The sequence below is a fragment of the Aurantimonas sp. 22II-16-19i genome (assembly GCF_002088275.1).
GTDB lineage: Bacteria > Pseudomonadota > Alphaproteobacteria > Rhizobiales > Rhizobiaceae > Jiella.
Genome location: NZ_AQQS01000025.1, coordinates 41,431 through 67,351, shown reverse-complemented (window position 1 = coordinate 67,351; position 25,921 = coordinate 41,431). Strand labels below are relative to the sequence as shown.

Below are 25,921 nucleotides of genomic sequence, written 5' to 3'. Positions count from 1 at the left end.
CCCCTTGGTGGACGACGCGGCCTCTTACAAATAGTGGAGTATTGTGGTCAACAATTATCATTGAGAAACGTTCAAGAGTGGATTGGACATGACGGACGGTGCGGCGAGGCGGAGCAATTACGGCCTTCGAGATGAGATCCAGGCGTTCTGGTCCGAACGTGCAGCAACCTTCGACGAGTTTCCCGGACACGAGATTTTTTCCGAAGCCGAGCGTCGCGCCTGGCACGCACTTCTGACGCGCCATCTCGGACCGGCCGGGGAGCGGACCGCGCTCGATCTCGCCTCGGGCACTGGCGTGATGTCCCACCTTCTCGACGATCTCGGTTTCCGCGTGACGGGGCTGGACTGGTCCGAAGCGATGCTCGCCCGCGCCAAGGCGAAGGCTGCCGCCCGCGGCCGCCGGATCGATTTTCGTCTGGGAGACGCCGAGCGCATTCTGGAAGCCGATTCCAGCTTCGACGTTCTCGTCTGCCGGCACCTTGTGTGGACGCTGGTCGACCCCGCGGCCTGTTTTCGCGAGTGGCTGCGTGTCATTCGACCCGGCGGCAGCCTGCTCATCGTGGACGGCGATTTCGTCCGCCTCAGTTTCGCGGAGCGTGTCATTGCCCGCATTGAAACCCTCGCGCGGCGCTGGGCTGCGTCCGGCGCTTCTGCGCCCTCCCTTGTGCCTGAACTTTCCGAATGGCACCGGAGCATTCTGTCCCGTGTTTACTTCCACGACGGGGCGAGGGCGGACAGCATCGCGGCCATGCTGGCGCAGACGGGGTTCGTCGACATCCGCATTGACACGCGTCTGGGAGACATCCACCGCGCGCAGGCGCGAAACATGCCGTTTGCAAAAGGGCTGGCAAGGCAGATACAGCACCGCTACGCGATCAGGGCGGTGAAGGTCGCGCCGTGAATTCAACACGGTGGCGTGCGGAAGGCGCCACTTCGGTCGACCATTGGCAAGCTTTACGACCCTCGCCGCCAGAGGCGGACGGGCAGGGTACCACTCCAAGGCAGAGATACGCTCGTTGCGCTGAGCGCGATCCGGGGCCCGCGCCATGCTGAGACCGTGCAACATCAACTGACGGATGACAGTCGACCGCGATCACGGCGACGACCGACGCCGGCATCCGAAACCCTTCCCCTGGCCGACCGTTCAGCGGCAATCCGCACAACCCGAACGTCGACAATCCGCAAGAAGAGCGAAAGCTCGAAGACCCGTGCGGCGACCATCGGGGCGGTGTTTCGGGCTGTGGCCAGTGGTCGACGCGGTTTGCTCGGATTCCCCATGAACCCTTGACGCCGTCGATGGGCGGAAACTCTTCACGCAACCTCCACCGATCCTGGGCACTGCGGCGACCTTTGCGCAGTAGGCACCTGCGAAACAGGAGGCCGCTCATGATCGTCCGAAATTTCTTCATCCTCTGCATCGTCGTCGGTGTCTTCGCAGTGCTGTTCTCCAACCTCGTGATCTACCAGCAGAAACACCACGATATCTCGCGCTTCGACGAACCGTTCTGGCTGCGGTGACGCCGGGCCCGGCAGGACGCTTCATGGGACGTGCCGGTCCTGAGGCAACCGGGATGCGGCTGCATGGGTCCTCGAAGACCTCTGGCTTTCCGGCGGCGGACCGCTCCCGACAGGCGCGGAGACACCCCCCGAGGTGGTCGGACCCTTGGCCATCCTCTGCGTCCTGAGCACCGCGGAGGCCGTCCTTCCGGAAGATCAAATCTTACCCACGTAATATCCTTGCAAAGACCGCGCGCGCATCCTGCCCCGCCTTCCCACGATCCAGATCGCGAGTGCGGTCGCCAGTGTCAGGGCGGCGGCCAAGGCGATGACGGCGATGACGGCCTGGTCGAACGCGGCGAAGGCGGCCTCACGCAGCGCGTCGGCCTCGGCTTCCGGCAGGGTCGCAGCTGCTGCCAGCGCCTCGTCGAGGCTGTCGAGGATCGTGAGCGGAACACTCGATCCGGCGGGGACCGCGAGCGACGCGCCGTAGACGGCCGTCAGTACGCTCCCCAGGATCGCGATGCCGATCGCGCCGCCGAGCTCGAAGGACACCTCCTCGATCGAGGCGGCCATGCCCGCCCGGTCGGCCGGGGCGCTCGCCATGATGACCCCGGAGGCGGCAGTCATCGTGGCGCCGAGGCCGGATCCAAGGAGGGCGAAGCCGGGAATCTGCCATAGGAGGGGCGCGTCGTAGCTGAGCCCCGACAGGGCGAGGCCGACGCCGGCCAGGAACAGACCGCCCCAGAGGAGGTTCATCGCCCCGAGCCGAGGCGCCAGGGCGCCAGCGATCGGCCCCGTCACGAGGGCCGCAAGCGGGATGGGCAGGATGAAGAGACCCGCCTCTAGCGGCATCAGGCCTAGGACGACCTGAAGGCGCAGGGACAGGACGAGCTCGAAGCCGATCAGCGACAGCATCGAGACGAGCGCGGCGGTGACGCCCGCCGAGAAGCCATGATCCCGGAACAGCGAGAAGTCGATCAGCTTGTGCGTCAGGTGATCCTGGCGCCGCTTGAAGAGGACGAAAGCGGCGAGCCCGATCGCGAGCGTCAGGGCTGCATGGCTCAAGGACGCGTCGCGCTTGGCGACCTCCTTCACCGCATAGGCGAGCGCCACGAGACCGATCAGCACCTGCACCGATCCGACGAGGTCCCACGGGCGCGCGGCCTGGCCCGGGCGGCTCGGCATCAGCCATGCTGCCAGCCCCAGCGCGAGCACGACGACCGGCACGTTGATGAGGAAGACCGCGCCCCACCAGAAGTGTTCCAGAATCAGGCCGCCGAAGACCGGACCGAGCGCCGCACCGCCGGAGGCGACGGCAGCCCAGACGCCGATGGCGAAGGATCGCTCCCCCTCGTCCTCGAAGGTCAGCCGGATGATCGAAAGGGTTGCCGGCATCATCGCCGCGGCGCCCACGGCGAGGAGCACGCGGGCCGCGATCAGCATGGCCGGGCTCGGGGCGAAAGCCGCAAGGAGCGAGGCCACGCCGAAAACGGCGAGGCCCGTCAGGAACAGGCGCTTGTGGCCAAGTCGGTCCCCGAGAGTGCCGAGACCGGGCAGGAGGCCCGCCATGACCAGTGGATAGGCGTTGACGATCCAGAGCTTCTGAGAGGCCGAGGCAGACAGCGCTGCCGTCAGTCGCGGCAGGGCCACGCAGAGGACGGTGACGTCGATGGTGATGAGGAGCAGGGCGCTGGACAGGATCGCCAGCACCAGCCAGCGGTTCCTGGTGGGGGTCGTGGTCATGACGAAGGCCTTCAATTCATGGAATCGGCACGGGCCACCGAAGGTGCCTACATGCTGCGCTTTTTCGGCCTCATGGACATCGACGAGGCCGAATGGCGCGACATGTTCGCGGACATTGCCGCCCTCGTGACGCCCACGGACGGCACAGCCGGAAGCTGATCGTCTTGCTGATGCCTATGCCGTGACCTGTGCCCCGCGACCCTCCCGGACGAACACCATCTCGAACAGGGCGCCGCCGCTCGGCGACGGACGGTAGCGCACGCATCCGCCGTGCGCCTCGACGATCGCCCGCACGACCGACAGGCCGAGCCCGCTGCCACCGGGTTCCCGCGACCGGGCCGGGTCGCCGCGCATGAACGGTTCGAACATGCGGGATGCCATGTCCGGCGGCAGACCCGGCCCCTCGTCGGCGACGCCGAGCACCGCTTCGCCGCCATGCCGCCTCAGCGAGATCGTGATCGCGCCGCGAAGCGCATGGCGCCGCGCATTGCTGACGAGCGCCAGAAGGGCCTGACGGATCCGCGTCGCGTCGAGGTCGACGGTCACGTCGGCAAGGTCGAGAACGAGGGTGAAGCCGTCGGCTTTCAGATCGGGAGCGAGGAGTTCGGCCATCTGGGCGACCTCCTCTGCCAGACGGACGGGCGCGATCCGCAGGTCGAGATGTCCGCTGTCGGCAAGCGTGACGGTCCGCAGCTCTTCGACCAGCCGCGCCAGGCTGTCCACCTGAAGGACCAGCGCACGAAGCAAGCGCTCGTCCGGCTCGAAGACGCCGTCGATCATGCCCTGGAGACGGCCTTTCAGGATGGTGAGCGGGGTGCGCAGCTCGTGTGCGATCGTGGCGTTCCAGCGCGCCATGTCGGCGGCCATGTCCTGGAGACGCTGTGCCATGGTGTTGAAGTCGTCGATCAGTTCGGAGGTCTCCCCCAGCGAGCGATCGCCGGGCGGAACCCGGGCCGACAGGTCGCCGTCGGCGATGCGTCGGGCACTCTCGGCCAGCGTTTCGAGGGGCTCCAGAATGCGGCGGGCGAGGCGCAGCGCGACCGCGGCGGCGAGCGGCAACGCGACCAGGATCAGCGCGCCGAGAACGGCGAGGTCGATCCCGGTGAGCCCCTCCTCGGCCGTCTCGGGCAGCGGATAGAGGGCGATGATCGCCATGTAGGCGAGATAGGTGCCGAAGAAGACGAGAAGCCCGACCGCCACGGTGATGGCGGACATGGCGAGGAGGATCTGGCGGCTGAGGCCGTCGCGCAACCTCATGCGGTCACGCCGTCAGCCGGTAGCCGACGCCGCGCACGCCCGGCAGGAGGCCGGCGGCGCCCGCTTGCTCCAGCTTCTTGCGCAGCTTGCTGAGATGGCTGTCCACCGTGCGGTCGAGCGCGTCCGAGCCCGGCAGGCAGGCGTCCACCAGCTCGCTCCGGGTGAACACCTTCGTCGGGCTGCGCGCCATGTGGGCGAGAATGCGGAACTCGGTCAGCGTCAGCGCGAGGGGCGCATCGCCGAGGCTCGCCTGGTAGGCGTCGAGATCGATCGAGAGTTCCCCGACCCGCAACACGCCCGCCGCGCTCGCCAAGCCCGAACGGCGCAGCACCGCCTTCGCCCGCGCCACGACCTCGATCGGGTTGAACGGTTTCACCACGTAGTCGTCCGCCCCGATCCGCAGTCCCTGCAGGCGGTCGATGTCCTTGTCGAGCGCGGTGATCATGATGGCGGGCGTCGAGCCCCGGCGGCGCAGTTCGGCCAGCACCTCCCATCCATCGAGGCGCGGCATGGTGACGTCGAGAAGCACGAGGTCGGGCTTCAGCGCGAGGTGGAGGTCGAGCGCGGTGCGACCGTCCCGTGCCTTGACCGTGCGGAAGCCCTCGCGCACGAGATAGGCGTCGAGAATGGCGCAGATCTCGTCGTCGTCTTCGGCGATCAGGACAAGGGCTGTCATGGCGGGCGTTCTCCTCGGCCCTTGGATGCCATCCGGCACGGAGCCCGTCGAGCGCCCCGATGCGTCCTCCACGAACGCGCAACATTTCCTCCACACGACGCCAATGCTGCGGGCGAATAGGAGCGGCGTCGCACCGACGCGGCGAGACCGTTGCCATGGAACCCCCGCGATGTCGATCCTGCGCCGCCTGCCGCTCCCTGTCCTTCTCGGCGCCGCCGCGATGCTGCTCGGGGCCTGCACGAAGGAGGAGACCGGCGGGGCGCCGGCGGACCTTTCCGCCGATCCTCCGCACGTCGCCGTGGTCACGGTCGAGCCGCGGCGCCTGGTGGTCACCGATGAGTTGCCTGGCCGCGTCGCGGCGCTGCGCACGGCCGAGATCCGCCCGCAGGTCACCGGCATCGTCCAGAAGGTGCTGTTCACCGAAGGCTCCGAGGTGACGGCCGACCAGCCGCTGTTCCAGATCGACCCCGCCCCGCTCGCCGCCGACGTCGAAGCGGCGAGCGCCGTTCTCGCGCGGGCGGAGGCCGACCTTCTCAACGCGAACCTCAAATACGAGCGTGTCCAGGCGCTGTCGGCCGCGCGCACGGCGAGCGCCGCCGCGCTGGGCGACGCCACGGGCGCGCTCGCCCAGGCCAAGGCGAGCGTCGCCGAGGCGACGGCCAACCTGACGCGCCGCAGGCTGGAGCTCGCGCACGCCACCGTTCGAAGCCCGGTCGCCGGGCGGATCGGCCAGGCTCTCACCACCGAGGGTGGCCTCGCCTCGGTCGGCGGCGCGACGGCGCTTGCCGTCGTCCAGCAGCTCGACCGCGTCTATCTGGACGTGCGCCAGCCCTCGATCCGCCGCGAGGCTCTGGAGGACATGGTGGCGAGCGGGCGCAGCGAGGAGGCCGGCACGCTGGCCGTCGACATCCTGACGATCGCGGGCAAACCCTACGAGTTTCCCGGCAAGGTCCTGTTCTCCGAAAGCACGGTCGATCCGGGCACCGGAAGCATCGGCCTCAGGGTCGAAGTGCCCAATCCCTATCGCCAGCTTTTGCCCGGCATGTATCTGCGCGCCAAGGTGCCGAGCGCCGTCTATCCCGCAGCGCTCACTGTGCCGCAGCAGGCGGTTCAGCGGGACGCCTCGGGCAAGCCGCAACTGACGATCCTGGCGCCCGACAACACCGCTACCCGCCGGGCGGTCGAGCTCGGTCCCCTGGTCGAGCGGCAATACGTGATCCTGTCCGGTCTTTCTGCCGGGGAGACCGTCCTCGTCGAGGGGCAGGATCGCGCCCAGCCGGGCCGTCCGCTCGCCCCCGATCCCTACCGGCAAGCCGCATCCCCGACCGAAGGCTGAAAGCTCTCCCATGCCGCAATTCTTCATCGACCGGCCGGTCTTCGCCTGGGTCGTCGCGATCTTCATCACACTGGCGGGTCTTGCCGCGATCCCGCAGCTTCCCGTCTCGCGTTTTCCGGTGATCGCGCCGCCGAGCATCAGCATCAATGCGACCTATACCGGCGCCGGCCCGCAGACCGTCGCCGACAGCGTGGTCGCGCCGATCGAGCGCGAACTGACGGCGGTCAAGAACCTCCTCTACTTCGAGTCTTCGGCGGACGCATCGGGCAATGCCAGCATCACCGTGACCTTCAAGCCCGGCACCGATCCGGAGATGGCCCAGATCGACGTGCAGAACCGCCTGAAGGCCGTCGAGCCGCGGCTGCCCGAGCCCGTGCGCCGCGCCGGCCTCTCGGTCGAGGCCGCCTCGTCCGGCTTCCTGATGATCGTGACGCTGCGCTCCGAGGGCGGCAAGGTGGCCACGCTGGCGCTCGAGGACTATCTCGCGCGGGGCCTGTCGCCCGAGCTGAAGCGGGTGGCGGGCGTCGGCCGAGTCCAGTCCTTCGGTTCGGAGGCAGCGATGCGCGTCTGGGTCGACCCCGCCCGCCTCGTGTCCTATGCGGTCTCGATGGCCGAGATCGTCCAGGCGATCCAGACGCAGAACGTCCAGGTGGCGCCGGGGCGGCTCGGCGAGGCGCCGACCGTTCCCGGCCAGGCGGTCAGCGTGCCGCTGACCCTCAGCGGCCAGTTGGAGACGCCCGAGGAATTCTCCGCCATCGTTCTGCGCTCCGACCCGGACGGCTCGAAGCTGACGCTCGGCGACGTGGCGACGGTCGAGGTCGGTCCGCAGACCATGGGCTTCTCGATCTTCGACGACGGCAAGCCCGCGACGGCCGCCGCCATCCAGCTTTCGCCCGGCGCCAACGCCGTCAGCACCTCGGAGGGCGTGCGCGTCCGCCTCGCCGAACTCGCTCCCTCGATGCCGGAGGGCATCTCCTATGCCATCTCCTACGATACCGCCCCCTTCGTGAAGCTCTCGATTGCCAAGGTCGTCCAGACGCTCGGCGAGGCGATGGCGCTGGTGTTCCTGATCATGCTCCTGTTCCTCCAGAAGGTGCGCTACACGCTGATCCCGGCGATCGTCGCGCCGATCGCGCTCCTCGGCACTCTCGCGGTGATCTGGGCGATCGGATACTCGGTCAACGTGCTCACCATGTTCGGCATGGTGCTGGCGATCGGCATCATCGTGGACGACGCGATCGTCGTGGTGGAGAATGTCGAGCGCCTGATGGCGAGAGAGGGCCTCTCACCGCGCGAGGCGACGCGCCGTGCCATGCGCGAGATCACCGGCGCAGTGGTCGGTATCACCCTTGTCCTGACGGCGGTCTTCCTGCCCATGGGCCTTGCGACCGGCTCGGTCGGGGCGATCTACCGGCAGTTCACGGTCTCGCTCGCGGTGTCGATCCTGTTCTCGGCCTTTCTGGCCCTCAGCCTGACGCCCGCGCTCTGCGCCACGATCCTGAAGCCGGTCACGGCCCATCACAAGCGCCGGGGCTTCTTCGCCTGGTTCAACCGGGGCTTCGATCGGCTGACGGGTCGCTACGTCACGTGGGTCGGCTGGCTGGTGAAGCGAGGCGTCCGCGTCATGCTGGTCTACGGCGCGATCGTCGGCGCGCTGGCGATCGGCTTCGGCACGCTGCCGACCGCCTTCGTGCCCGACGAGGATCAGGGCACCTTCATGACTTCCTTCACCCTGCCGGCGGACGCGACGGCCGAACGCACGCGCAAGCTGGTGGAGCGTTACGACGCTCATGTCGCGACGCGCCCCGACATCGCGGGCAACCTCTCGATCATGGGCTTCGGCTTCTCCGGCTCGGGATCGAACGCCGCCATGGCCTTCACGAGCCTGAAAGACTTCGGCGATCGGACCGGCAGCACGGACGCCGAGGTCGAGGCCGCAACGCGGGCGATGGCGGAAGTGAGCGAGGGCGAGGTTCTCGTGATGAAGCCGCCGGCCATCGAGGAGCTCGGCACGACCTCGGGCTTCGCCCTGCACCTCGTGGACCGGGCGGGCCGCGACGCGGCGGCGCTGCGGGCGGCGTCCGAGACGCTGGTGGATCTCGCGGCCAAAAGCGCGCTCCTCCAGAACGTGCGCGTCGGCGGCCTGCCGAGCGGCCCGACGGTGAAGCTCGACATCGACCGGCAGAAGGCCGGGGCGCTGGGCCTGTCCTTCTCCGCCATCACCGACGCGCTCGGCGCGGCCATGGGCTCGACCTATGTCAACGACTTCCCGCGCGCCGGCCGCCTCCAGGAGGTCATCGTGCAGGCGCGGGCGGAGGACCGGATGCAGGTCGAGGACGTCCTCAAGCTTCACGTGCGCAACGACAAGGGCGGCATGGTGCCCCTCTCGGAGGTGGTGACGCCCGAATGGTCGCTCGGACCGCTGCAACTCAACCGCACCAACGGCTATCCCTCGCTGAGCATCTCCGGCGATGCCGCGTCCGGCGTGTCGAGCGGTGATGCCATGAACGAGATGGAGCGGCTCGCCGCCGCGCTTCCCGGAGGATTTGCCGTGGAATGGGTCGGCCAGTCCTTTCAGGAGCGCCAGTCGGGCGCCGAGGCGCCGATCCTCCTCGCGGCCTCCTTCGTGGTCGTCTTCCTCGTTCTCGCGGCTCTCTACGAAAGCTGGGCGATTCCGCTTTCGGTCATGCTCGTGGTGCCGCTCGGCATCGTCGGCGCCGTGGTTGCGGTGCATCTGAGGGGGTTGGAGAACGACGTGTTCTTCAAGGTCGGGCTCATCACGCTGATCGGCCTGTCGGCCAAGAACGCGGTCCTGATCGTCGAGTTCGCCCGCAAGCTGCGGGGCGAGGGCATGAGCCTGGCGGAGGCGGCGGTCGAGGCGGCGCGCCTGCGCCTTCGCCCGATCGTCATGACCTCGCTCGCCTTCACGCTCGGCATCGTGCCGCTCGTGATCGCCAGGGGCCCGAGTTCGGAGACGCAGAATGCGCTCGGCACCGGCCTCTTCGGCGGCATGATCTCGGCCACCGTCCTCGCCGTCCTGTTCGTGCCGGTCTTCTTCGTCCTCGTCATGCGCCTCGCCGAGCGCAAGGCCAGGGATCCGATCGAGCCGAGCCCGGTGCCCGCCGTGGCATGACCGTCCAGCCCAAAGGCGATCCCGGCCGAGGCCGGGATCGCGTCCGCGACCTCCAATGCCTCTTCACCATCCCGGAGACCTTCGATGACCGCCATTCCGACCGCCGGCCGCATCACTCTCGACATCGCGACGCAGGCCGACCTGCCGCGCTTCCGCCAGGATCTTCAGGACGCCTTCGCGATCGCCGCGGTGGAAACGTTCGGATCGGTCGACGGCGGACCGATCCCGCCCGACGAAGACATCGTCGCTTCCTTCGAGGCGCCGAACGCCGTGGTCCACCGTATCCTCGAAGACGAGCGCTGGGTCGGCGGTGCGATCGTCTCGATCGACGCCGAAACGCGGCACGGCTCGCTCGACTTCTTCTATGTCAGCGTCGGCGAGATCGGCCGCGGCATCGGCCGCAAGGCCTGGAGCGCGATCGAGGCGGCGTATCCCGACACGAAGGTCTGGACGACCCACACGCCGTACTTCGAGAAGCGCAACATCCACTTCTACGTCAATGTTTGCGGCTTCCACATCGTGGAGTACCATCACGCCGGCCATCCCGACCCGAACCGTCCGGATGAGCCGGTCCTGCCCGGCGACGACGGAATGTTCCGCTTCGAGAAACGACTCGAGTGCCGCGAAGGTGTCGCGCCTTCGTCCGATCTCGTGGATCACGCTCTCAAGACAGACGGTCCGCTTTCCACCCGGTGAAGCGATCCGAACGGCCGCGACAGTATCTCAGAAGCGGCCGTCCCGGACCGTCCGGGGGATCGGCAGGTGTTACACCTCGGTTCCCTCATGAAGCGTCAGCGCGTGCCCACCTGGCTGCGAGATAACTCGCTTGCTTCCAGAACACCCTCCGACACTCCGCCTCACATCTTGCCGGCTGAGTCCCGGGTCCCGAAGGCGGCCGTTGTCCAATGCGGCAGGGACGGATCGCCGCCGCGAACGCTCGATCCAGAGAGGCAGCAGTTGTCCGAGGGATTTGCGTTTGGATGCTCGTGCTGATGTTCGCTCTGCACGGCGTCGACGGTCATGCTCGATCGATTGACAGCCCGCAAGGCCACCGTCACCAAGCGCGACCTTGCGCAGAAGAAGCAGATCATCCCATATCACGCAGCGAGCAGCGCGAGGCCGGCATGCGAGACTCCAAGCGTGACATCCCGACCAGCCACGAGATCCCGGCAACCCACGAGGCGATGGTCTGGGGCTATATCGACGCCGCGACGCCGCCGATCCTGCGCGTGGCGTCGGGCGACATCGTGACGCTGCACTCGTTTCCGGCCGGCGGCGCCGAGATCCTCCCCGAGCAGCGCGAACTGGTGCCGGACGCCTATCGCGAAGCGATCGAGGCACTGCCGCAGGGGCCCGGGCCGCACTTCATCACCGGCCCCGTCTATGTCGAAGACGCGGCGCCCGGCGACGTGCTGCAGATCGATATCCTGGAGACCAGCGTCTGGATGGACTGGGGGTTCGTGGCGATCCTCCCGCTTCTGGGAACGCTGCCCGACGCCTTCACCGAATACGAGACCGTACGGCCGACCATCGACCGGGAGCGCCAGGTCTGCATCATGCCGTGGGGGACACAGATCCCGCTCGATCCGTTCTTCGGCATCATCGCGGTTGCACCGCCGCCGGCATGGGGGCGCTGCGGCTCGCCGGTGCCGCGGATTTTCGGCGGCAACATGGATAACAAGGAACTGCGGCCAGGAACGACGCTCTACCTCCCGGTCTTCAACGAGGGGGCCCTGTTCTATGCCGGTGACGGGCATGGAGTTCAGGGAGATGGCGAGGTCTGTCTCACGGCCCTCGAAACCGGGTGCAGCGGGACGTTTCGCCTGACGGTGCGCAAGGACCTCGATTTCGACCGGCCCTTTGCGGAGAACAAGACCCATCTCATCGCGATCGGCCTGAACGAAGACCTCGACGATGCCGCCAAGGAGGCGGTCGCGGAGATGGTGAAGCACGTCTGCAAACGGACGTCCCTGACCCGCAACCAGGCCTACATGCTGATTTCGCTCGCGGGCAATCTCAGGGTCACGCAACTCGTGGATGGCAACAAGGGCGTCCACATGATGCTGGAGAAGTCCCTTCTCTGAAGCTTCGGCGCGGTCGGTCGGCCGTGGCACCGAAGTTGCTTCGCTGCCTCGTCGGGGGGTGGCCTGCCCCGTTGGGCGCCGCCCCGCTTCGAGAGGTCGAGGGATGAGAAGGACGAACCACACCGATTTCGAGATCCTGACGCTGCTGCGAGAGGCGGAGGAGGGGGTGCCGATCGAGGAGATCTGCAGCTCCGCCCATGTCTCGCAACGAACCTTCTATCGCTGGCGAAAGCGGCTGGGGGGCCTGAAGCCGGAGGCCCTCCAGCGCCTGCAGACGCTCGAGCGCGAGAACCAGAATCTGCGCATCCTTGTCGGACGGTTGAAGCCGAAGAATCCCGAGGGAGTCTGGTCCGGCTGGCTGGAGCGCGGCGCTGCGCCTGCAACGCCCGGATCCCAGCATGATCGTCCGACGGCGGAGGCTGCGAGTGGGTCGATCCCGCGGCAGGGGCGTCACTGCGGTTCGGGCCACTCGGCCGGCCGCTTCGCCAGCTTGCGCGCCGGCCGTTGCTGATCGCGGAGGGCGACGAGGCCTCGCTCGGTGCGAGTGCGGCCGTGGGGCGATGAACGTCGTGCCGGGAACGCCCCCGGCGTCCGGCGTCCTTGCTGCCCGACCGCTGGGCGCCCTGCCTCGCAAGCGGGCATTCGGGACCGTCGAGCGAGCGCGACAGGGGTTGGCGGGCAGTGGGTCTCCCGCCTCATACCGTCGGCCACGCTCTTGGACCGGCGCAAAGGGTGCCGCCCAAGCGCCGCCCGGGCTTGAAACCAGTGGTTCGGGAGTCAGGCTCCCGGGCCACTCGCATCGCTCGTCAGAACGCCGCCAGGATCTTCTTCGCCACGGTGCAGACATAGGTGTATTTGGGGTTGACGACCTGGGTGCAGCGCGCCTCGGCGATCTGGCCGAGCAGCATATAGGCCTCGGGCGCGGGGATGCCGTAGTCGTCCTCCAACCAGTAGATCATCTCCTCGAAGGCGATGCGCATGGCGTCCTCGAGAGGGCGGGCGCAGGCGATGGTGCCGATGTGGGTCGGTGTTTCGAAGCGCGGCCAGGTCAGGCGCTCCGGCGCCTTCGCCAAAGAGACCCGAACCGTCAGCACGGTGGCGATCTCGATCGCCCCCATGCCGTTGCATTCGCCGTCGCCCTGGATCGCATGGCAATCGCCGAGAAACAGGTGTGCGCCTTCGTGGTGGACGCGCATCGACACCGTGTTGCCGGTGGTGATCTCCTGGACGTCGAGATTGCCGCCATGGACGCCGTTGTCGACGGTCAGCACCGAGCCATGGACCGGGGCGACGCCGACGACCCCGATCATCGGGCGGACCGGTAGCTTGACCTTGTCGTTCCAATGGACGACGCCGTCGCTGACCTCCACCACCCGTGTCTGGATGCCGAACTCCTTGTGGCGGACCCAGTCGGGAAACATGCCGATGCCGGGCCACAGGGAGGTGAAGCCCAGCGTGTCGAGTTCCATGTCGAGGATCTCGACCGTCAGCATGTCGCCGGGCCTCGCCCCGCGCACCTCGATCGGCCCGGTCGCACCGTTGACGAAGGGCATGGTGACGTCCTCGGGCGTGAGTTGTTGCCCGACGGCCTTGATCACCCCGTCATTGATATTGATCGCGGTCTCCACCGTCACTGTCTCGCCGGGGGCGATCGCCGCCACGAAAGGATCGCCGGCCGACAGGGCGTATTTGATATTGCCGGCCTTGGTCACGTGGGTCGTCATGTTTCGAAGAACTCCGGGGCTGATCAGCGGTCTGGCTGCCAAGGCTTGAGAAGTCGTTCCAGCCAGCCGACGAGGTAGGTGAGAACGAGGGCGAGGGCGATGGTTGCCGTCAGCGCGGCAAACACCTTCGGGATGACATAGAGCGATCCGGCCTTGAAGATCGCGTGGCCCAGGCCCTCCGAGGAGGACATGAACTCGCCGATGATCGCTCCGATGAGCGCGAATCCCACCGTGAGTTTCAACCCTGCGAAAATGTCGTTGAGGGAGGACGGGACGACGAGCTTGCGGAAGATCTGCGACTTGCGGGCCCCGAGGGTCCGGAACAGGTTGATCTGGTCCGGGTCGACGCTCATCGCGCCCTTGTAGGATGTGACGAGTGCCACGACCACGACCGACAGGGTGGACATGGCGACCTTCGAGGCGAGGCCGGTGCCGAACCAGATGATCACCATCGGGGCGAGAGCGATGATCGGGATCGACCCGAGGGCGACGACGAAGGGCTGGACGACCCGCGACACGAATGCCGAGTACCACAAGGAGAGACCGACGAGGGTTCCGATCAGATTGCCGAGGAGAAAGCCCAGGAGCGTCTCGAGCGCGGTGACATAGGTGTCGCGGGCAAGGCTTCCGTCGGTTGCCATCGTCTTGAGGAAGCCGAAGATCGCGCTCGGTGATCCGAACAGGAAGGCCGTCTGCCGGTCGAGCGAGGTGATGTATTCCCAGCCGCCGAGGAAGAGCGCGAGAAGGGCGAACTGGCACCCGGCGACCTTGGCGCGTGTCCGCGAGCGGGCGCGGCGGCGGGCTTTCTCGCGCGAACTCGCACCGCTCGCAGCTTGGTCGGCCGTCACTGCGGACGATGCGCGTGTGTCGGTCATGTGCCTGAGACCTCGAGGTCGCGCCAGATGGCGCGGACATGGTCGTTGAAGCGCGGGCTCTGGCGCGCCTCCATCATATCAGCGGTTTGGACGCCGAGATCGATCTCGTAGACTGCCTTGGCGCGCGTCGGACGTTTCGTCAGAACGATGACGCGGTCCGAGATCGACACCGCCTCCTCGATGTCATGGGTGATGCAGAGCAGGCTGCGGCCTTCCTCGCGCACCAGTCGCACCGTGTCGGCCTCCAGAAGCAGCTTGGTCTGGAAATCGAGCGCCGCGAAGGGCTCATCGAACAAGAGAACCTCCGGGTCGTTGACCAATGTCCGTGCGAGGGCGACCCGCTGGCGCATTCCGCCGGAAAAGGTCGCCGGATAGCGGTCGGCAAACCCATGCAGACCGAGTCTGTCGAGGAGGACGCGGGCCTTGTCGCGCTCCGGGGCCCCGACCTTGCCGTTGATCTCCATGCCGAGCGTGACGTTCGAGAGGGCGGTTCGCCATGGCAGCAGCATGTCCTTCTGCAGCATGTATCCGACGCGTCCAGGCATGCCCTGCGGCGCGGCGCCGTGCCACAGGACCGACCCTGAGGACGCCGGCGTCAGCCCGCAGACGACGTTGAGAAGCGTCGTCTTGCCACAGCCGGATGGGCCGACGATGCTGACGATCTCGCCGGCATTCAAGGTGAAGCTGAGATCGGCGATGACGGGGACCTCAACGGCGCCGTCGTCGAACGTCTTGGCGAGACGTTCGGCAACGAGCGGCGGCGCGGCGCTTGGCCCGGTTTCGTGCATGTTCCGCCGCGCCTTCGCCAAGGATCAGCCCTCGACCTTCTCGACGGCCTTCTCGGCGAAGCTGTTGTCGATGACCTCGTCGAAGGGCACCGTACCCTTCACGTTGCCGAGGTAGATCTGCATGTCCATGAGGTTCTTCCACTGATCCTTCTGGACGACGACGGTCTCGGCCGGAATCTTGTACTGCAGCTCGGCATCGATCGCAGCGTCCACGACCTCGCCGGGAAGATCCGGGAATTCCGCGCGAGCGACCTTCTTGGCGAAGTCCGGATCGGCATAGGTCATGCGCGATGCTTCCTCGAACGAGGTCACCAGGGCCTGGACCATCTCGGGGTCCGTCTCGACCGTCGACGGCAGCACCATGATGCCGGTGTTGCAGAAGGGGCCGACATAGTTGGAGAAGTCGAAGACCACCTTGGCGCCCTGGTCGACCGCGGATGCGACGCCGGGCTGGTAGGCGATCGCCATGTCGGCCTGTCCGGCGAGCATGGCGGCGATCTCGGTCCCGGGGCTGACCTGCAGGATCGTGGTATCCGTGCCGATCTTCAGCCCGGCATTCTCGAGCATGCGCTTGGCGACGCTGTAGTTGGTATTGGGCTCGGGAGAGGTGACGATCGTCAGCCCCTTGAACTGCTTGGGATCGGTGATCGGCTCCAGCGTCTTCGAGACGCCGAAGTAGTGCGCCCTCTGCACCACCGTTCCGACGACGACGCCGGGGCCGCCCGCCTCGCGCGACATGACCGCCATCGTGGCGTCACCGATCGCGAAGTCCGCCGATCCGCCGAGCACCGCCGCGAATGTCTGCGTATCGCCGCCTGCGGCGGAGACGTTCATCTTCAGGCCGTTCTTTTCGAAGATGCCGGCGTGCAAGCCGACATAGAGGTTGATGTAGCCGAGATTGTGGACCGCCTCGCTGAAGTTGACCTCCTTGAGGTCTGCAGCGACGGCCGATCCGGGATGTGCCAGCACGGGGGCGACCGTCACGCCCACGGCAAGCGCCGCTTGCACCATTCGTGCCTTGAGGATGCCGACAATCTTCATTGACTTGCTCCGTTTCGCTTCGCCGATGGACACCAGTTGCACGAGGCGGCTCGCCCAAAGCGGGTTGGCTTCCCCTTGCTCTGCAAGGTTCAGCAAACGCCGTGCCATGTCGTCACAGACGAAGGCGGATAGGGCCGGAGCCCAGGAACCGCAGGGCATTCGGGCGAGTTGGGCCAGCCCCGGGACCGAAGGCGCGCAGGCGGCAACGCACGCGAACATGCCAGGAAAGTGGCGCATCGGGACGACCTGCCTTCGCCTCCGGCATGAAGGCTCATGATTGTCAATTTTGCCAATCGGAGCACGAGCCGGCGGTCCGGCCGGCGTCGATCGCGGCGGTTCCGTCCCGCCGCCTTCGACGAGAAATGCGGACGCAAACGCTCGTCGCTTCAGCCGCCCGTCCGGCTGCAGCAAGGCGTCGATCCACGTCCGCCGAACGGACCGTGTCGGGATGTGCAAGAAACGGTTGAAGCCCGCCGGTCGCCTGACGCGCTATCCGGCCGTGTGGCGCTCGACCAGCGACGCGGTTCGAACGACACTGGCTTCGTCGAAGGCCGCTCCGGCGATCTGGAAGCCGATCGGCAGGCCCTTGTCGTCGATGCCGCAGGGGACGGTGATCGCGGGAAGGCCCAGGAGGTTCCAGGGATAGGTGAAGCGCCAGGAGGTTTCGAGAACGGCCTCGCGCTTGCCGCCGAGAACGACCTCCTTCTGACCGATCTCCCAGGCGGTGATCGGCATGGTCGGGCCCACGACGACGTCGACCTCGGCGAAGGCGTCCCGGAACTTCCGGCCGAGCAGCGTCCGGTAGCGCTCGGCGTGGAGATAGTCCGACCCCGTCACCAGCCGGCCCATCTCGACCAGGAGCCGGACGTCTTCCGCGTAGGCGTCGACCCGGCCGGCCGCCAGATGCGGCAGGTGGTAGGCGGTCGAGGAGGACAGTTCGATCGCGAAGATCGCGCCGAGGCCGTATGCCAGCTCGGGAACCTCGAACTCGACGATGGTCGCGCCGAGCCGGCCGAGCAGCGCGATGGTGCCTTCCACCGCCTGTTCCACCTGCGGATCGAGCGCCTCGAAGAAGTGATTCCGGCAAACCCCGACCCTGAGGCCCTCAGCACCTCGGTCGAGGGCGGCCATGAGGTCGGGTCGCGGCTCGTCGGCCGAACCGGCGTCCTCGGGATCGACGCCCGACATGATCTCGACGAGCAGCGCCGCGTCCGCGACGTTGCGGGCGAGCGGCCCCGCGTGATCCAGCGACCAGGAATGCGGCACGATGCCGGACCGGCCGATCCGGCCGAAGGTCGGCTTGAAACCGACATTGCCGCAAAGGCTCGCCGGGATGCGGATCGATCCGCCGGTGTCCGAACCCGTGGCGGCGAGGCAGAAGCCGGCGGTGACGGCCGCGCCCGAACCGCCGCTCGAGCCGCCGGGCACGCGGGTTTCATCGTAGGGGTTGCGGGTCGGAGGGGTTTCCATGCCCCAGGCGAATTCGTGCATCCGCGTCTTGCCGATGAAGATCGCGCCGGCCGCCCGCAGCCTGGCGATGGCCGCGCCATCCTGTTGCGGATAGGCGATATCCGCTTCGGTGCCTGCGGTCGTCGGCATGCCGGCGGTGAGATAGTTGTCCTTGACGGCGATCGGGATGCCGGCGAGCGGTCCCGTATCGGCCCCCGCGCGCGCCGCTTCGTCGGCGCGGCGCCCCTGGTCGAGCGCGTCGGCTGCGACGTGGACGAAGGATCGCAGCGTTCCGTCGCGTGTCTCGATGTTTTCCAGGCAACGAGCGACGAGATCGGCCGAGGCGAGCCGTCCCTCCCGAATGGCCGCGGCGACGGCGGTGATCGGCGCGGCCAGCGCTTCGTCCGGCGTCATCGGGGCTCGTCCATCTGTCGCACGGGGCGATAGACCACCGCTGGATGGATTTCGCCGAGGTCGAACGACCGCAAGAGCTCGATCTGGCGGGCGATGGCCACATAGGCGAGCCGCACGTCGTCGAGCCGGTCGGCGCGGATGAGGGTCTGCGGATCGCGCTCCTGGTCGATCATGGGGCCGTTCACCGTCTGAGATTGATTGGTCGTGTCGTTCATGGCTGGGCGCTCCCGCCGCCGCCGGGACGGTCGGGCGGCGATTTCAGGAGAAGCTCCATCACGCTCGGGGGGAAAGCACTCGGCTTCTCGCGCTTCGGCATTCCCTCGACGAAGGGCATCAGCTGCAATCTGGCGATCTCGTAGACCTCGCGCAGGCGGGCGATCGGCGCCGCGTGTTCGTCGACCCTGAGGTCCACCTTGGCGTAGCTTTCGGAGCCGAACACCACGATCCCCGCCGCCTGCTTGCCGCGCTTGTCGCCGCCGGCGGCCTGCGCCGCTTCCAGGCACGCCATGAGCCGCGCGTCGAGGCTCTCGGCGTGGGACGCCTCGAAGGTCTCGGCGAGGGCGTCTATCACCTCTGGCCCCGTCAGCATGTTGCCTTGCGCGCTGAAGTCGGAGCCGTGCCGCGAGCCATGCCAGTCGGTGCAGGCGCCGCCGGTCCATACGGCCGATCCGCCGCTGGCGTCGACGACGCCGACCTGTCGCAGATCTGCCTCGGCATCGCTGGCCAGTGCGCTTGCCAGTGCCGCATCCGCAGGCGAGCCCGCGGCGAGGGCGTCGAGGATCGCCGTCGCCAGATAGGGATTGACCCAGGACTGGGTGGTCACGGCGCCGACGCCCGGCCGGACATAGGGACAGATGGCCCCGACCGCGGGAACCGCCGATGCGACCGCGACGCCGAGCTCCCCCGTGCGGGGACATCGCGCGACGATCGAAAAGGTGTTGGCTTCGATGCCTGTCATACCGCGTCTCCCGGTGCCCGCTCGCTCGTCTCGTTTGCGCATGATCCCAAGCTCTGTCCCGGCACTGCCGGATGGTGCCCTAGATCCGAAGATGCTCCTCAAGGGTCGCCGCCGTGTCGGCATGGGCCACGTCGCCGCGCTCGACGATCTCGCCGATCTTGAGGATGGCATAGCGGTCGGCGACGGAGAGGGCGAAGGGCAGGTTCTGCTCGACCAGCACCACCGCGACGCCGTTCCTTTCCTTGGTCGCCTTGAGGACTTCGGCCATCTTGGCGACCATCGTCGGCTGCAAGCCTTCCGAGATCTCGTCGATCAGCATGATCTTCGGCCGGGCGATCAGGCCGCGCGACAGGAGCAGCATCTTCTGCTCGCCGCCAGACAGCGTGCCGGCACGCTGGTGCAGTCGCTCGACGATGCGCGGAAACGCCGCCTCGACGTCTTCCAGACGTTCCTTGAGGAGGGTGTCGTTCGCGACGCCGAGCCGGAGGTTCTCCTCGACCGTCAGATCCTGGAAGATCGCATATTCCTGCGGCGTATAGGCGACGGAGTGCCGGGCGATCAGATGCGGCTGGCGGTTGGTGATGTCTTCGCCGGCGAGACGGATCTTGCCGGCGGAGGCGCGGACGAAGCCCATGATCGTCTTCAACAGCGTCGACTTGCCCATGCCGTTCTTGCCGAGGATCACCAGGATCTCGCCGGCGGCGATGGAGAAGGACACCTCCCGCACGACCGGCGCCGCGTCGTAGCCGCTGGTCAGCCCCTCGACCGCGAGGACGGTTTGCGCGGGTTCGAATTGGCGAACGGCGCTCATGCCGGTGTCTCCGTCTCCTGGCCCGAATAGACGGCCTTGACGAGGTCGGACGAGACGACCTCCTCGACGCTGCCGTCGAGCAGCATCCGGCCCTGGTGAAGCACGACGATCCGGTCGGAGATCTCGCGGACGAAATCGAGATCGTGCTCGATCAGGAAGACGCAGAGGCCGTAGTCCTCGACCAGCCGGGTCAGAACGCTGCCGATGGCGGTGCGCTCGGCCTTGGTCAGGCCCGCGGTCGGCTCGTCGAGCAGAAGGACGCGCGGTTCGGTGGCGAGCACCATGGCGAGTTCCAGGCCGCGCTTCATGCCGTGGGACAGGTAGCGCGTCTCGAGGCCGAGCTGCCGGTCGAGACCGGTCGCCCTCAGAATGTCGAGGGCGGGCTCGGGCAGGGCGACCGTGTCGCTGCGCTCGAAATAGCGGGCCCCGTCGATGCGGAAGCGGGCAAGCCGCAGGCAGTCGCCGACGGTCAGGCTGTCGAACAGGCTGGTGTTCTGGAAACTGCGGCCGACGCCGAGCGCGACGATCTTCTGAGGCGATTTCCGTCCGATGCTCTCGCCGCCGATCACCACCTCGCCGCCGCTGCGTTCGCTGCCATTGCTGATGCAGCGCATCAGCGTGGTCTTGCCGGCGCCGTTCGGCCCGACGATCGACAGAAGCTCGCGCCGCCTGCCCTCGAGTTCGATCCCGTCCAGCACCGTGAGGCTGCCATAACGGCAGGTGAGCGCCGCGATCCTGATCGGGGACACGTCGCCGGACGGGCTTTGCGCGAGGCCGCCGGCCTTGGCCTGGACCAGGGTGACAGTCTCCCGGTGCGTGTGCGCCGCGGCGCCCTCCTTGCCGCGCCTTTTGTAGCGGCGCCATGCGCCGGTGACGAGCGAGGCGATGCCGTTCGGCAGAAGGATGATCACCACGACGAAGGCGACGCCGACGAGGAATTTCCAAAGGAAGGGCAGGCTCCCCGAAAGATAAGAGGAGGTGACGTCGATGCCGATGGCGCCGAGGATCGGCCCGATCAGCGTCGCCCTGCCGCCGAGCGCCACCCAGATGAGCGACTCCGTTCCGAGCAGGAAGCCCGCGAGCTCCGGCGCCACGACGTCGGTGAAGGCGGCATAGCCGAAGCCGGCGACGGCGCCGACCGCCCCGCAGACAGTGAACAGCCCTGTCTTGATGCCGGAAACCGGGATGCCGAGATAGGCGCAGCGATCCTCGTTTTCCCGAATGGCGATCAGGATGCGGCCGAAGTCGCCGCGCACGAACAGCCAGGCGAGCGAGGCGACCGCGATCAGCAGGACGCCGGCGATGACGAACCAGGTGCCGATCGACCAGTAGTAGGTCGGAAACCCGGACAGCCCGCTGCTGGAGCCGGTAAACCGGCCTCCGGCGAAGATCACCTGGACGAGGACGATGGGCAGCGCCAGCGTCATGATCGACGAGTAGAGCGGCGAGGCGCCGTGATAGAACGACAACAGGCCGACCAGCCAGGCGACCAGCCCCGCCGCGACGATGCCGATCAGAAGCGCGGCGACGAACCATCCGGGGCCGAAACCCCAATGGGTGAAGACCAGGGCGCAGGCATAGGCGCCGATGCCGAAGAAGGCCGACTGGCCGAAGGTCAGGATGCCCGTATAGCCCCAGATCAGATCCACGGTAAGCGCCAGGACGCCCAGGAAAAGGGCGCGGATCAGGACGTTGGTCAGGTAGATGCCGAGAAAGTGCGGCGCCGCGACGACGAGGGCGATCGCCAGGCCGGCGACGATCGCGGTCGTCCAGTATGGTGTCAGCGAGCGTCGGGGGGCGTGCGAGGTGATGTCAACCACGGGACAGTCCCTGGGGCTTGATCCTGAGTATGACCGCCGCGAGGACGACGATGGTGATGCCGCCGATGATCGGGCTGACGAAGGTGGAGACCAGGACCTGCGCCCCGCCCAGAAGCAGCGAGGCCAGCGCCAGGCCGGGGATCGCGACGCCCGAGACCAGCACCAGCATGAACGAGTTGACCAGCCACGGCAGGCCCATGTTCGGGTCGATCGAGAGCAGCGGCGTGATCAAGGCTCCGGCCGCGCAGGCCAGCGCCGCACCCAGCCCGAAGGTGAGCGCCCGCACCCTGACGCTGTCGATGCCGAGGCCCCGGGCGAGATTCTCGTTCATGATCACGGCTCTGGCGTTGAGGCCGAAGCGGGTGAAGTAGAGGAGGGCGGTCAGCGCGATCCCGAGCGCGACGGCGACGGCAACGAGGATCAGCCGCCAGGACGAATAGGTGATGGCGAAGAGATCGGCCGTGCCGGAAATCGGGCTCTCGGCGAACTGGACGCCGCGTCCGAACATGAAGGTAATGATCTGCGCGATGACGATGCCGAGGCCCCAGGTCGCGAGGATCGCGTCGAGCGGCCGGTCGTAGAGCGGACGCAGGATGATCCGCTCGACGACGATGCCGAGGACGAAGCCGACGACCGCCGCCGCCGGAATGGTGAGCCAGGCGTTGAAACCGGCGTCGGTGACGACATGGGCGCTATAGCCGCCGACGGTCAGGAAGGCGCCGTGGGCGAAGTTGATGAGCTTCATGACGCCGAGAATGATCATCAGGCCGGCGGCGACGATGAACAGCATCGACGACGTCGTGACGATATCGAGAAACAGCGTCGCCATGAGCAGGGGTCCTTGAAGCGTTCGCGGTGCGAAGCACGGATGACGGACGGGCGATGATGATCGCCCGTCCGGGCGTTCAGCCGGTCAGAGGTTCGGGCACTGCTCGCCCGGGTCGACGTTGTCGAAGGTCTTGATGACCTCGACGCTGCCGTCGTCCTTGACCTGGCCGAGATACATGGTCAGCGGCGTGTGGTGCTGCTTGTTCATCTGGATGGCGCCGCGCGGGCCGGTAAAGGAGACCTCCGGCAGCGCGTCGACGACGGCCTGGGGCTCGGTGGATCCGGCCTTCTCGACAGCGGCCTTGTAGAGGTAGATCGCCTCGTACTGCGGCACGGAGAGATCGTTCGGCGTCTTCAGATCGGCGCCGAACTTCTTCTCCATCGCCGCGAGGAACGTCTTGTTCTCCTCGCTGCCGATACCGGTCAGGTAGGACTGGGAGATGTAGATGCCGGAGGCGTCCGAGCCCATGCTCTTGGCCGTGCCCTCGTCGACGGCGAGGTTGCCATAGGGGATGTCGACGCCGGAATTGCGCAGCTGCTTGGTCAGGGTGACGTTGGGCGCGCCACCGGCCGTCGAGGTGATCAGGGCAGCCGGGTTCTTCGACTTCAGATCGGAGATGATCGCGGTCCAGTCCGAGCCGTCCATCGGCAGGTACTCTTCGCCGAGGACCTGGCCGCCGCTGTCCTCGATGTATTTGCGGGTGAATTCCAGCATGCCGCGGCCGAAGGCGTAGTCGCTGCCGATGAGGTAGAAGGTCTTGGCGCCTTCCTCGTTCATGAATTGGTCGACGATCGGCGTCACCTGCTGTTCGGGCACCCAGGCGTCGACGAACATCCACGGGCTGCAGGAGCGTCCTTCGTAGAAGGACGTGTAGATGTACGGCTTGCCGGCACGGTTGACGATCGGCAGGCCGGCATTGCGGGCGGCGCTCGTCTCCATCGAGATCAGCACGTCGACGTCGTCCTGGAAGACCAGCGAGTCGAAGGCGCGCTGCGCGCCCTGGGCGCCGCTGCCGTCGTCGGCGACGACGAGTTCGACCTTGCGGCCGAGAATGCCACCCGCGGCGTTGATCTCCTCGGCGGCGAGTTCGCTCGACTGGACGACGGAGGGCGCGACGACGCTGTTGGCGCCGCTGAGACCGACCGGAATGCCGATCTTGATCGGATCTTCCTGCGCCGCGGCGCCGTAAGTCATCGCTCCGAGCAGCAGCACGCTGCCGGCCAGATGGGTGAATTTCATGACGTCGTTCCCTGTTTGTGAAAGGCTCGTCTCAGTGCCAGTCGGGGCGAGCCTGCGTCCCCAACATTTCCCCATAAAGATCCGTCCGGCGGTCCCGGACGACCTGGTTGAAGGCATTCCAGTTGCGCTGGCGCCGGGCCTGCGAGAGGTCGACGCGCGCGGTGACCAGCTCCGGCTCGTCCTTGCTGGCCGGACCTGCGACGGGCCAGCCATTGTGGTCGACGATCAGGCTCTGGCCGATGAATGGCTGGCCGCGCTCGGTGCCGACCCGGTCGCAGGCGGCGACGACCATCGAGTTGGAATGCGCCGCGCCCATGCACAGGATGTTGGCCATGGCCGGCAGGTGGCCCGGCTGCTTCTCCATCGGCACCCAGTTGGTCGGCACGCAGACGATGTCGGCGCCCTGCAGGGCGAGGAGGCGCCAGGCTTCGGGAAACCAGCCGTCGTAGCAGATCAGCACGCCGAGCCGGCCGAAGCGCGTGTGAAAGACCGGAAAGCCGAGATCGCCGCGCTCGAAGAACAACGCTTCGGCATTCCAGAGATGGGCCTTGCGGTAGGTGCCGATGATCCCATCCGGTCCGATGACGATGGCGCTGTTGTAGAGCTTCACGCCGTCGCGCTCGAGGAAGCCGGCGACGAGGGTGACATCCTTCTCGGCGGCGGCTCTGGTCCAGGCGGTGATCGTCTCGCCCGTCGCGACCTCTTCGGAGAGAGCGTAGGCTTCTTCCCGGCTTTCCAGCACGTAACCGGTGTTGCAAAGCTCCGGCATGACGATCAGTTGCGAGCCGTCCCCGGCGAGCCTCTCGATGAGAGCAAGGCTCGCCTCGACGTTGCGCTCCTTCTCGCCGATGCGCGGCTCGAATTGCGCGCATGAAATCTGGATTTGCGCTTCCTGCGCCATGGATCCCCGCGCCCCCGAAATCGTCATGCCCGGGTCATCGCAATCGCCTGCCGGCCTCGCGACGACGCTCATCCATCGAGCCTACCCGATCCGTATTCGCATTCAAGTGACTTGAATGAATTTCTGAAAAGAATCTGTGCGAGCCTAATTTCTGTGCATTTGCTCGCGAGATGGGCCTGTGCGGGGTGGTGCTACAGGAATGGATCGAGGCGCTCGCGGCGCGCTCGCCTCGGTCGCTGCCGCCCGGAGAGATCGTCGCCGCGGCTCAAAAGGTCGGCGGCGTGTTCACCCAGAGAATTCGCGCCACCTGGTCGCCGTCGTTGCGATACTCGTGCGCTCTTTCGGACCGGAAAGCGAAAGAATCGCCGGGAGAGAGCTCGTAGGCGGTTCCTTCGACCACGAGGGTCACCTGGCCCTCGAGGACGAAGCCCATTTCCTCGCCGACATGGCTGAAGGCACCATCGGTCGATCCGCCGGGGTTGACGATATGGATGTTCGCCTCGAGCAGGTTCTGGGGCGAGGCCGGCGGGAGGCGCTCGAGCATGATGCCGGCGCCGAAGCGGGACTGCCCGATGCCGATCACCGGTCGGTCTCCGGCGCGATGGACGACGGCGTCGCGATCGTCTTCCGCGCTGAAGAGGAAGGTGATGTTGATCCCGAGCGTGTCGACGAGCTTGCGCAGCATCGTCATGGTCGGGTTCACCTTGCCCGTCTCGATCTTCGACAGCATGCTCTCCGAGCAGCCGACCGTCCGGGCGAGCTGCTTGAGCGAAAGATTGTGGAGGGTCCGCATATGGCGGAGCTTCAGACCGAGATCCGCAGGGAGGGCGCTGCTGCTTTCATTCATGCAATCGTGAGCCTTGGTCGGTGCAGGCCCGGACGGTGGCAACGCATCAGCCCCCGCAGCCACATAGACGCAGGCATGGAACACCGAGGTCGCCCGGAGAGCCTGTCCATCGTCGGAGAATTTGACGCCCGGTCGAGCGTGAACAAGGCACAAGCATCCTCGTCCGGGGGCGATGTTAAGCAGCGATCCAGGGGACTGCAAGCGACGATCGTCGATGGTTTTCCGCTCGATCCTTTGGCGCTGCCCGACGATGGCCGGGTTTGCTCCACAGGGAATGCCCCTTGATCGGCCAGAAGCCGAGCCGAAATTCATCACCCACGAACTGCCGGGTCGACGCGAAGGGCGCCGCCGTGCCCGCTGGCAGCCAATGGCACCATGCGGGCGCTCCGCCAGCCTTCGTTCTCGTGGAGGCCCGACGCCGCGCCGCATGGCGCGCTGCTCATCCGCAATGGAGAAAGTCGAAGACGGCGAGCGACAGGATCGCGGCGAGACCTTG

At 67.1% G+C, this 25,921-nt stretch carries 24 protein-coding genes; 8 read left to right on the top strand and 16 right to left on the bottom strand.

Annotated features, from left to right (window positions below):
* The first annotated feature begins 88 nt into the window (after nt 1-88).
* The gene (locus ATO4_RS18335) at nt 89-901 is read left to right on the top strand and encodes a class I SAM-dependent methyltransferase (protein ID WP_083592987.1); all 813 of its coding nucleotides are present in this window, start codon (nt 89-91) and stop codon (nt 899-901) included.
* A gap of 485 nt (nt 902-1,386) precedes the next feature.
* On the top strand, nt 1,387-1,518 hold the full coding sequence (locus ATO4_RS28740; RefSeq protein WP_280940509.1) for a hypothetical protein: 132 nt from the start codon (nt 1,387-1,389) through the stop codon (nt 1,516-1,518).
* A 195-nt stretch (nt 1,519-1,713) separates the two neighbouring features.
* Here the strand turns inward: ATO4_RS28740 and ATO4_RS18330 are convergent, their stop codons facing one another.
* Nucleotides 1,714-3,243 (bottom strand): MFS transporter, encoded by a 1,530-nt coding sequence (locus tag ATO4_RS18330; protein WP_083593010.1) that lies wholly within the window; start codon nt 3,241-3,243, stop codon nt 1,714-1,716.
* Nucleotides 3,244-3,261: 18 nt separating this feature from the next.
* Here ATO4_RS18330 and ATO4_RS18325 point away from each other — a divergent pair, with 18 nt between their 5' ends.
* Nucleotides 3,262-3,402 (top strand): hypothetical protein, encoded by a 141-nt coding sequence (locus tag ATO4_RS18325; protein ID WP_210191098.1) that lies wholly within the window; start codon nt 3,262-3,264, stop codon nt 3,400-3,402.
* Between the two features lie 15 nt (nt 3,403-3,417).
* Here ATO4_RS18325 and ATO4_RS18320 read toward each other — a convergent pair whose 3' ends face one another.
* Complete coding sequence (locus ATO4_RS18320; protein WP_083592986.1) at nt 3,418-4,500, bottom strand: ATP-binding protein; 1,083 nt, start codon at nt 4,498-4,500, stop codon at nt 3,418-3,420.
* A gap of 4 nt (nt 4,501-4,504) precedes the next feature.
* The gene (locus tag ATO4_RS18315; RefSeq protein ID WP_083592985.1) at nt 4,505-5,176 is read right to left on the bottom strand and encodes a response regulator; all 672 of its coding nucleotides are present in this window, start codon (nt 5,174-5,176) and stop codon (nt 4,505-4,507) included.
* Between the two features lie 169 nt (nt 5,177-5,345).
* On the opposite strand from ATO4_RS18315, the gene ATO4_RS18310 reads away from it, so the two are divergent.
* The 5 genes from ATO4_RS18310 to ATO4_RS18290 all read left to right on the top strand — a co-directional run bounded on the left by ATO4_RS18310 (nt 5,346) and on the right by ATO4_RS18290 (nt 12,240).
* On the top strand, nt 5,346-6,512 hold the full coding sequence (locus ATO4_RS18310) for an efflux RND transporter periplasmic adaptor subunit (RefSeq protein WP_083592984.1): 1,167 nt from the start codon (nt 5,346-5,348) through the stop codon (nt 6,510-6,512).
* A gap of 10 nt (nt 6,513-6,522) precedes the next feature.
* On the top strand, nt 6,523-9,645 hold the full coding sequence (locus ATO4_RS18305; protein WP_083592983.1) for a multidrug efflux RND transporter permease subunit: 3,123 nt from the start codon (nt 6,523-6,525) through the stop codon (nt 9,643-9,645).
* Nucleotides 9,646-9,729: 84 nt separating this feature from the next.
* Nucleotides 9,730-10,341, top strand: a complete 612-nt coding sequence (locus ATO4_RS18300) for a GNAT family N-acetyltransferase (RefSeq protein WP_083592982.1) — start codon at nt 9,730-9,732, stop codon at nt 10,339-10,341.
* 449 nt (nt 10,342-10,790) lie between these two features.
* Nucleotides 10,791-11,729 (top strand): acetamidase/formamidase family protein, encoded by a 939-nt coding sequence (locus ATO4_RS18295; RefSeq protein ID WP_176223051.1) that lies wholly within the window; start codon nt 10,791-10,793, stop codon nt 11,727-11,729.
* A 103-nt stretch (nt 11,730-11,832) separates the two neighbouring features.
* Complete coding sequence (locus tag ATO4_RS18290) at nt 11,833-12,240, top strand: transposase (RefSeq protein ID WP_083592980.1); 408 nt, start codon at nt 11,833-11,835, stop codon at nt 12,238-12,240.
* A gap of 295 nt (nt 12,241-12,535) precedes the next feature.
* Here ATO4_RS18290 and ATO4_RS18285 read toward each other — a convergent pair whose 3' ends face one another.
* From ATO4_RS18285 to ATO4_RS28480, 13 genes are all read right to left on the bottom strand, one after another.
* Entirely contained in the window at nt 12,536-13,453 is a 918-nt protein-coding gene (locus tag ATO4_RS18285) for an acetamidase/formamidase family protein (RefSeq protein ID WP_083592979.1), read from the bottom strand.
* Between the two features lie 23 nt (nt 13,454-13,476).
* Nucleotides 13,477-14,328 carry an ABC transporter permease gene (locus ATO4_RS18280; protein WP_083592978.1) on the bottom strand — a complete coding sequence of 284 codons (852 nt, stop codon included), beginning with the start codon at nt 14,326-14,328 and terminating at the stop codon, nt 13,477-13,479.
* Nucleotides 14,325-15,116, bottom strand: coding sequence for an ABC transporter ATP-binding protein (locus ATO4_RS18275; RefSeq protein ID WP_083593009.1), 792 nt, complete (start codon nt 15,114-15,116; stop codon nt 14,325-14,327). Before ATO4_RS18275 ends, ATO4_RS18280 begins: the two co-directional genes overlap by 4 nt.
* 24 nt (nt 15,117-15,140) lie before the next feature.
* Nucleotides 15,141-16,157 carry an ABC transporter substrate-binding protein gene (locus ATO4_RS18270; protein WP_083592977.1) on the bottom strand — a complete coding sequence of 339 codons (1,017 nt, stop codon included), beginning with the start codon at nt 16,155-16,157 and terminating at the stop codon, nt 15,141-15,143.
* Between the two features lie 489 nt (nt 16,158-16,646).
* Nucleotides 16,647-18,020 carry an amidase gene (locus ATO4_RS18265; protein ID WP_083592976.1) on the bottom strand — a complete coding sequence of 458 codons (1,374 nt, stop codon included), beginning with the start codon at nt 18,018-18,020 and terminating at the stop codon, nt 16,647-16,649.
* A complete protein-coding gene (locus ATO4_RS18260; protein ID WP_083592975.1) occupies nt 18,017-18,235 on the bottom strand; it encodes a hypothetical protein in 219 nt (72 codons plus the stop codon). Before ATO4_RS18260 ends, ATO4_RS18265 begins: the two co-directional genes overlap by 4 nt.
* The gene (locus ATO4_RS18255; protein ID WP_083592974.1) at nt 18,232-18,978 is read right to left on the bottom strand and encodes a DUF1028 domain-containing protein; all 747 of its coding nucleotides are present in this window, start codon (nt 18,976-18,978) and stop codon (nt 18,232-18,234) included. The genes ATO4_RS18260 and ATO4_RS18255 overlap by 4 nt, the downstream gene beginning before the upstream one ends.
* A 79-nt stretch (nt 18,979-19,057) precedes the next feature.
* A complete protein-coding gene (locus ATO4_RS18250) occupies nt 19,058-19,789 on the bottom strand; it encodes an ABC transporter ATP-binding protein (RefSeq protein ID WP_083592973.1) in 732 nt (243 codons plus the stop codon).
* The gene (locus ATO4_RS18245; RefSeq protein ID WP_245308823.1) at nt 19,786-21,609 is read right to left on the bottom strand and encodes an ATP-binding cassette domain-containing protein; all 1,824 of its coding nucleotides are present in this window, start codon (nt 21,607-21,609) and stop codon (nt 19,786-19,788) included. Before ATO4_RS18245 ends, ATO4_RS18250 begins: the two co-directional genes overlap by 4 nt.
* Nucleotides 21,602-22,438 (bottom strand): branched-chain amino acid ABC transporter permease, encoded by an 837-nt coding sequence (locus ATO4_RS18240; RefSeq protein ID WP_083592972.1) that lies wholly within the window; start codon nt 22,436-22,438, stop codon nt 21,602-21,604. Before ATO4_RS18240 ends, ATO4_RS18245 begins: the two co-directional genes overlap by 8 nt.
* Before the next feature lie 84 nt (nt 22,439-22,522).
* Complete coding sequence (locus ATO4_RS18235) at nt 22,523-23,632, bottom strand: substrate-binding protein (RefSeq protein ID WP_139802539.1); 1,110 nt, start codon at nt 23,630-23,632, stop codon at nt 22,523-22,525.
* Between the two features lie 76 nt (nt 23,633-23,708).
* A complete protein-coding gene (locus tag ATO4_RS18230; protein ID WP_083592970.1) occupies nt 23,709-24,578 on the bottom strand; it encodes a nitrilase family protein in 870 nt (289 codons plus the stop codon).
* Between the two features lie 265 nt (nt 24,579-24,843).
* Nucleotides 24,844-25,854, bottom strand: a complete 1,011-nt coding sequence (locus ATO4_RS28480) for a cupin domain-containing protein (RefSeq protein ID WP_245308822.1) — start codon at nt 25,852-25,854, stop codon at nt 24,844-24,846.
* Nucleotides 25,855-25,921 lie beyond the last annotated feature (67 nt).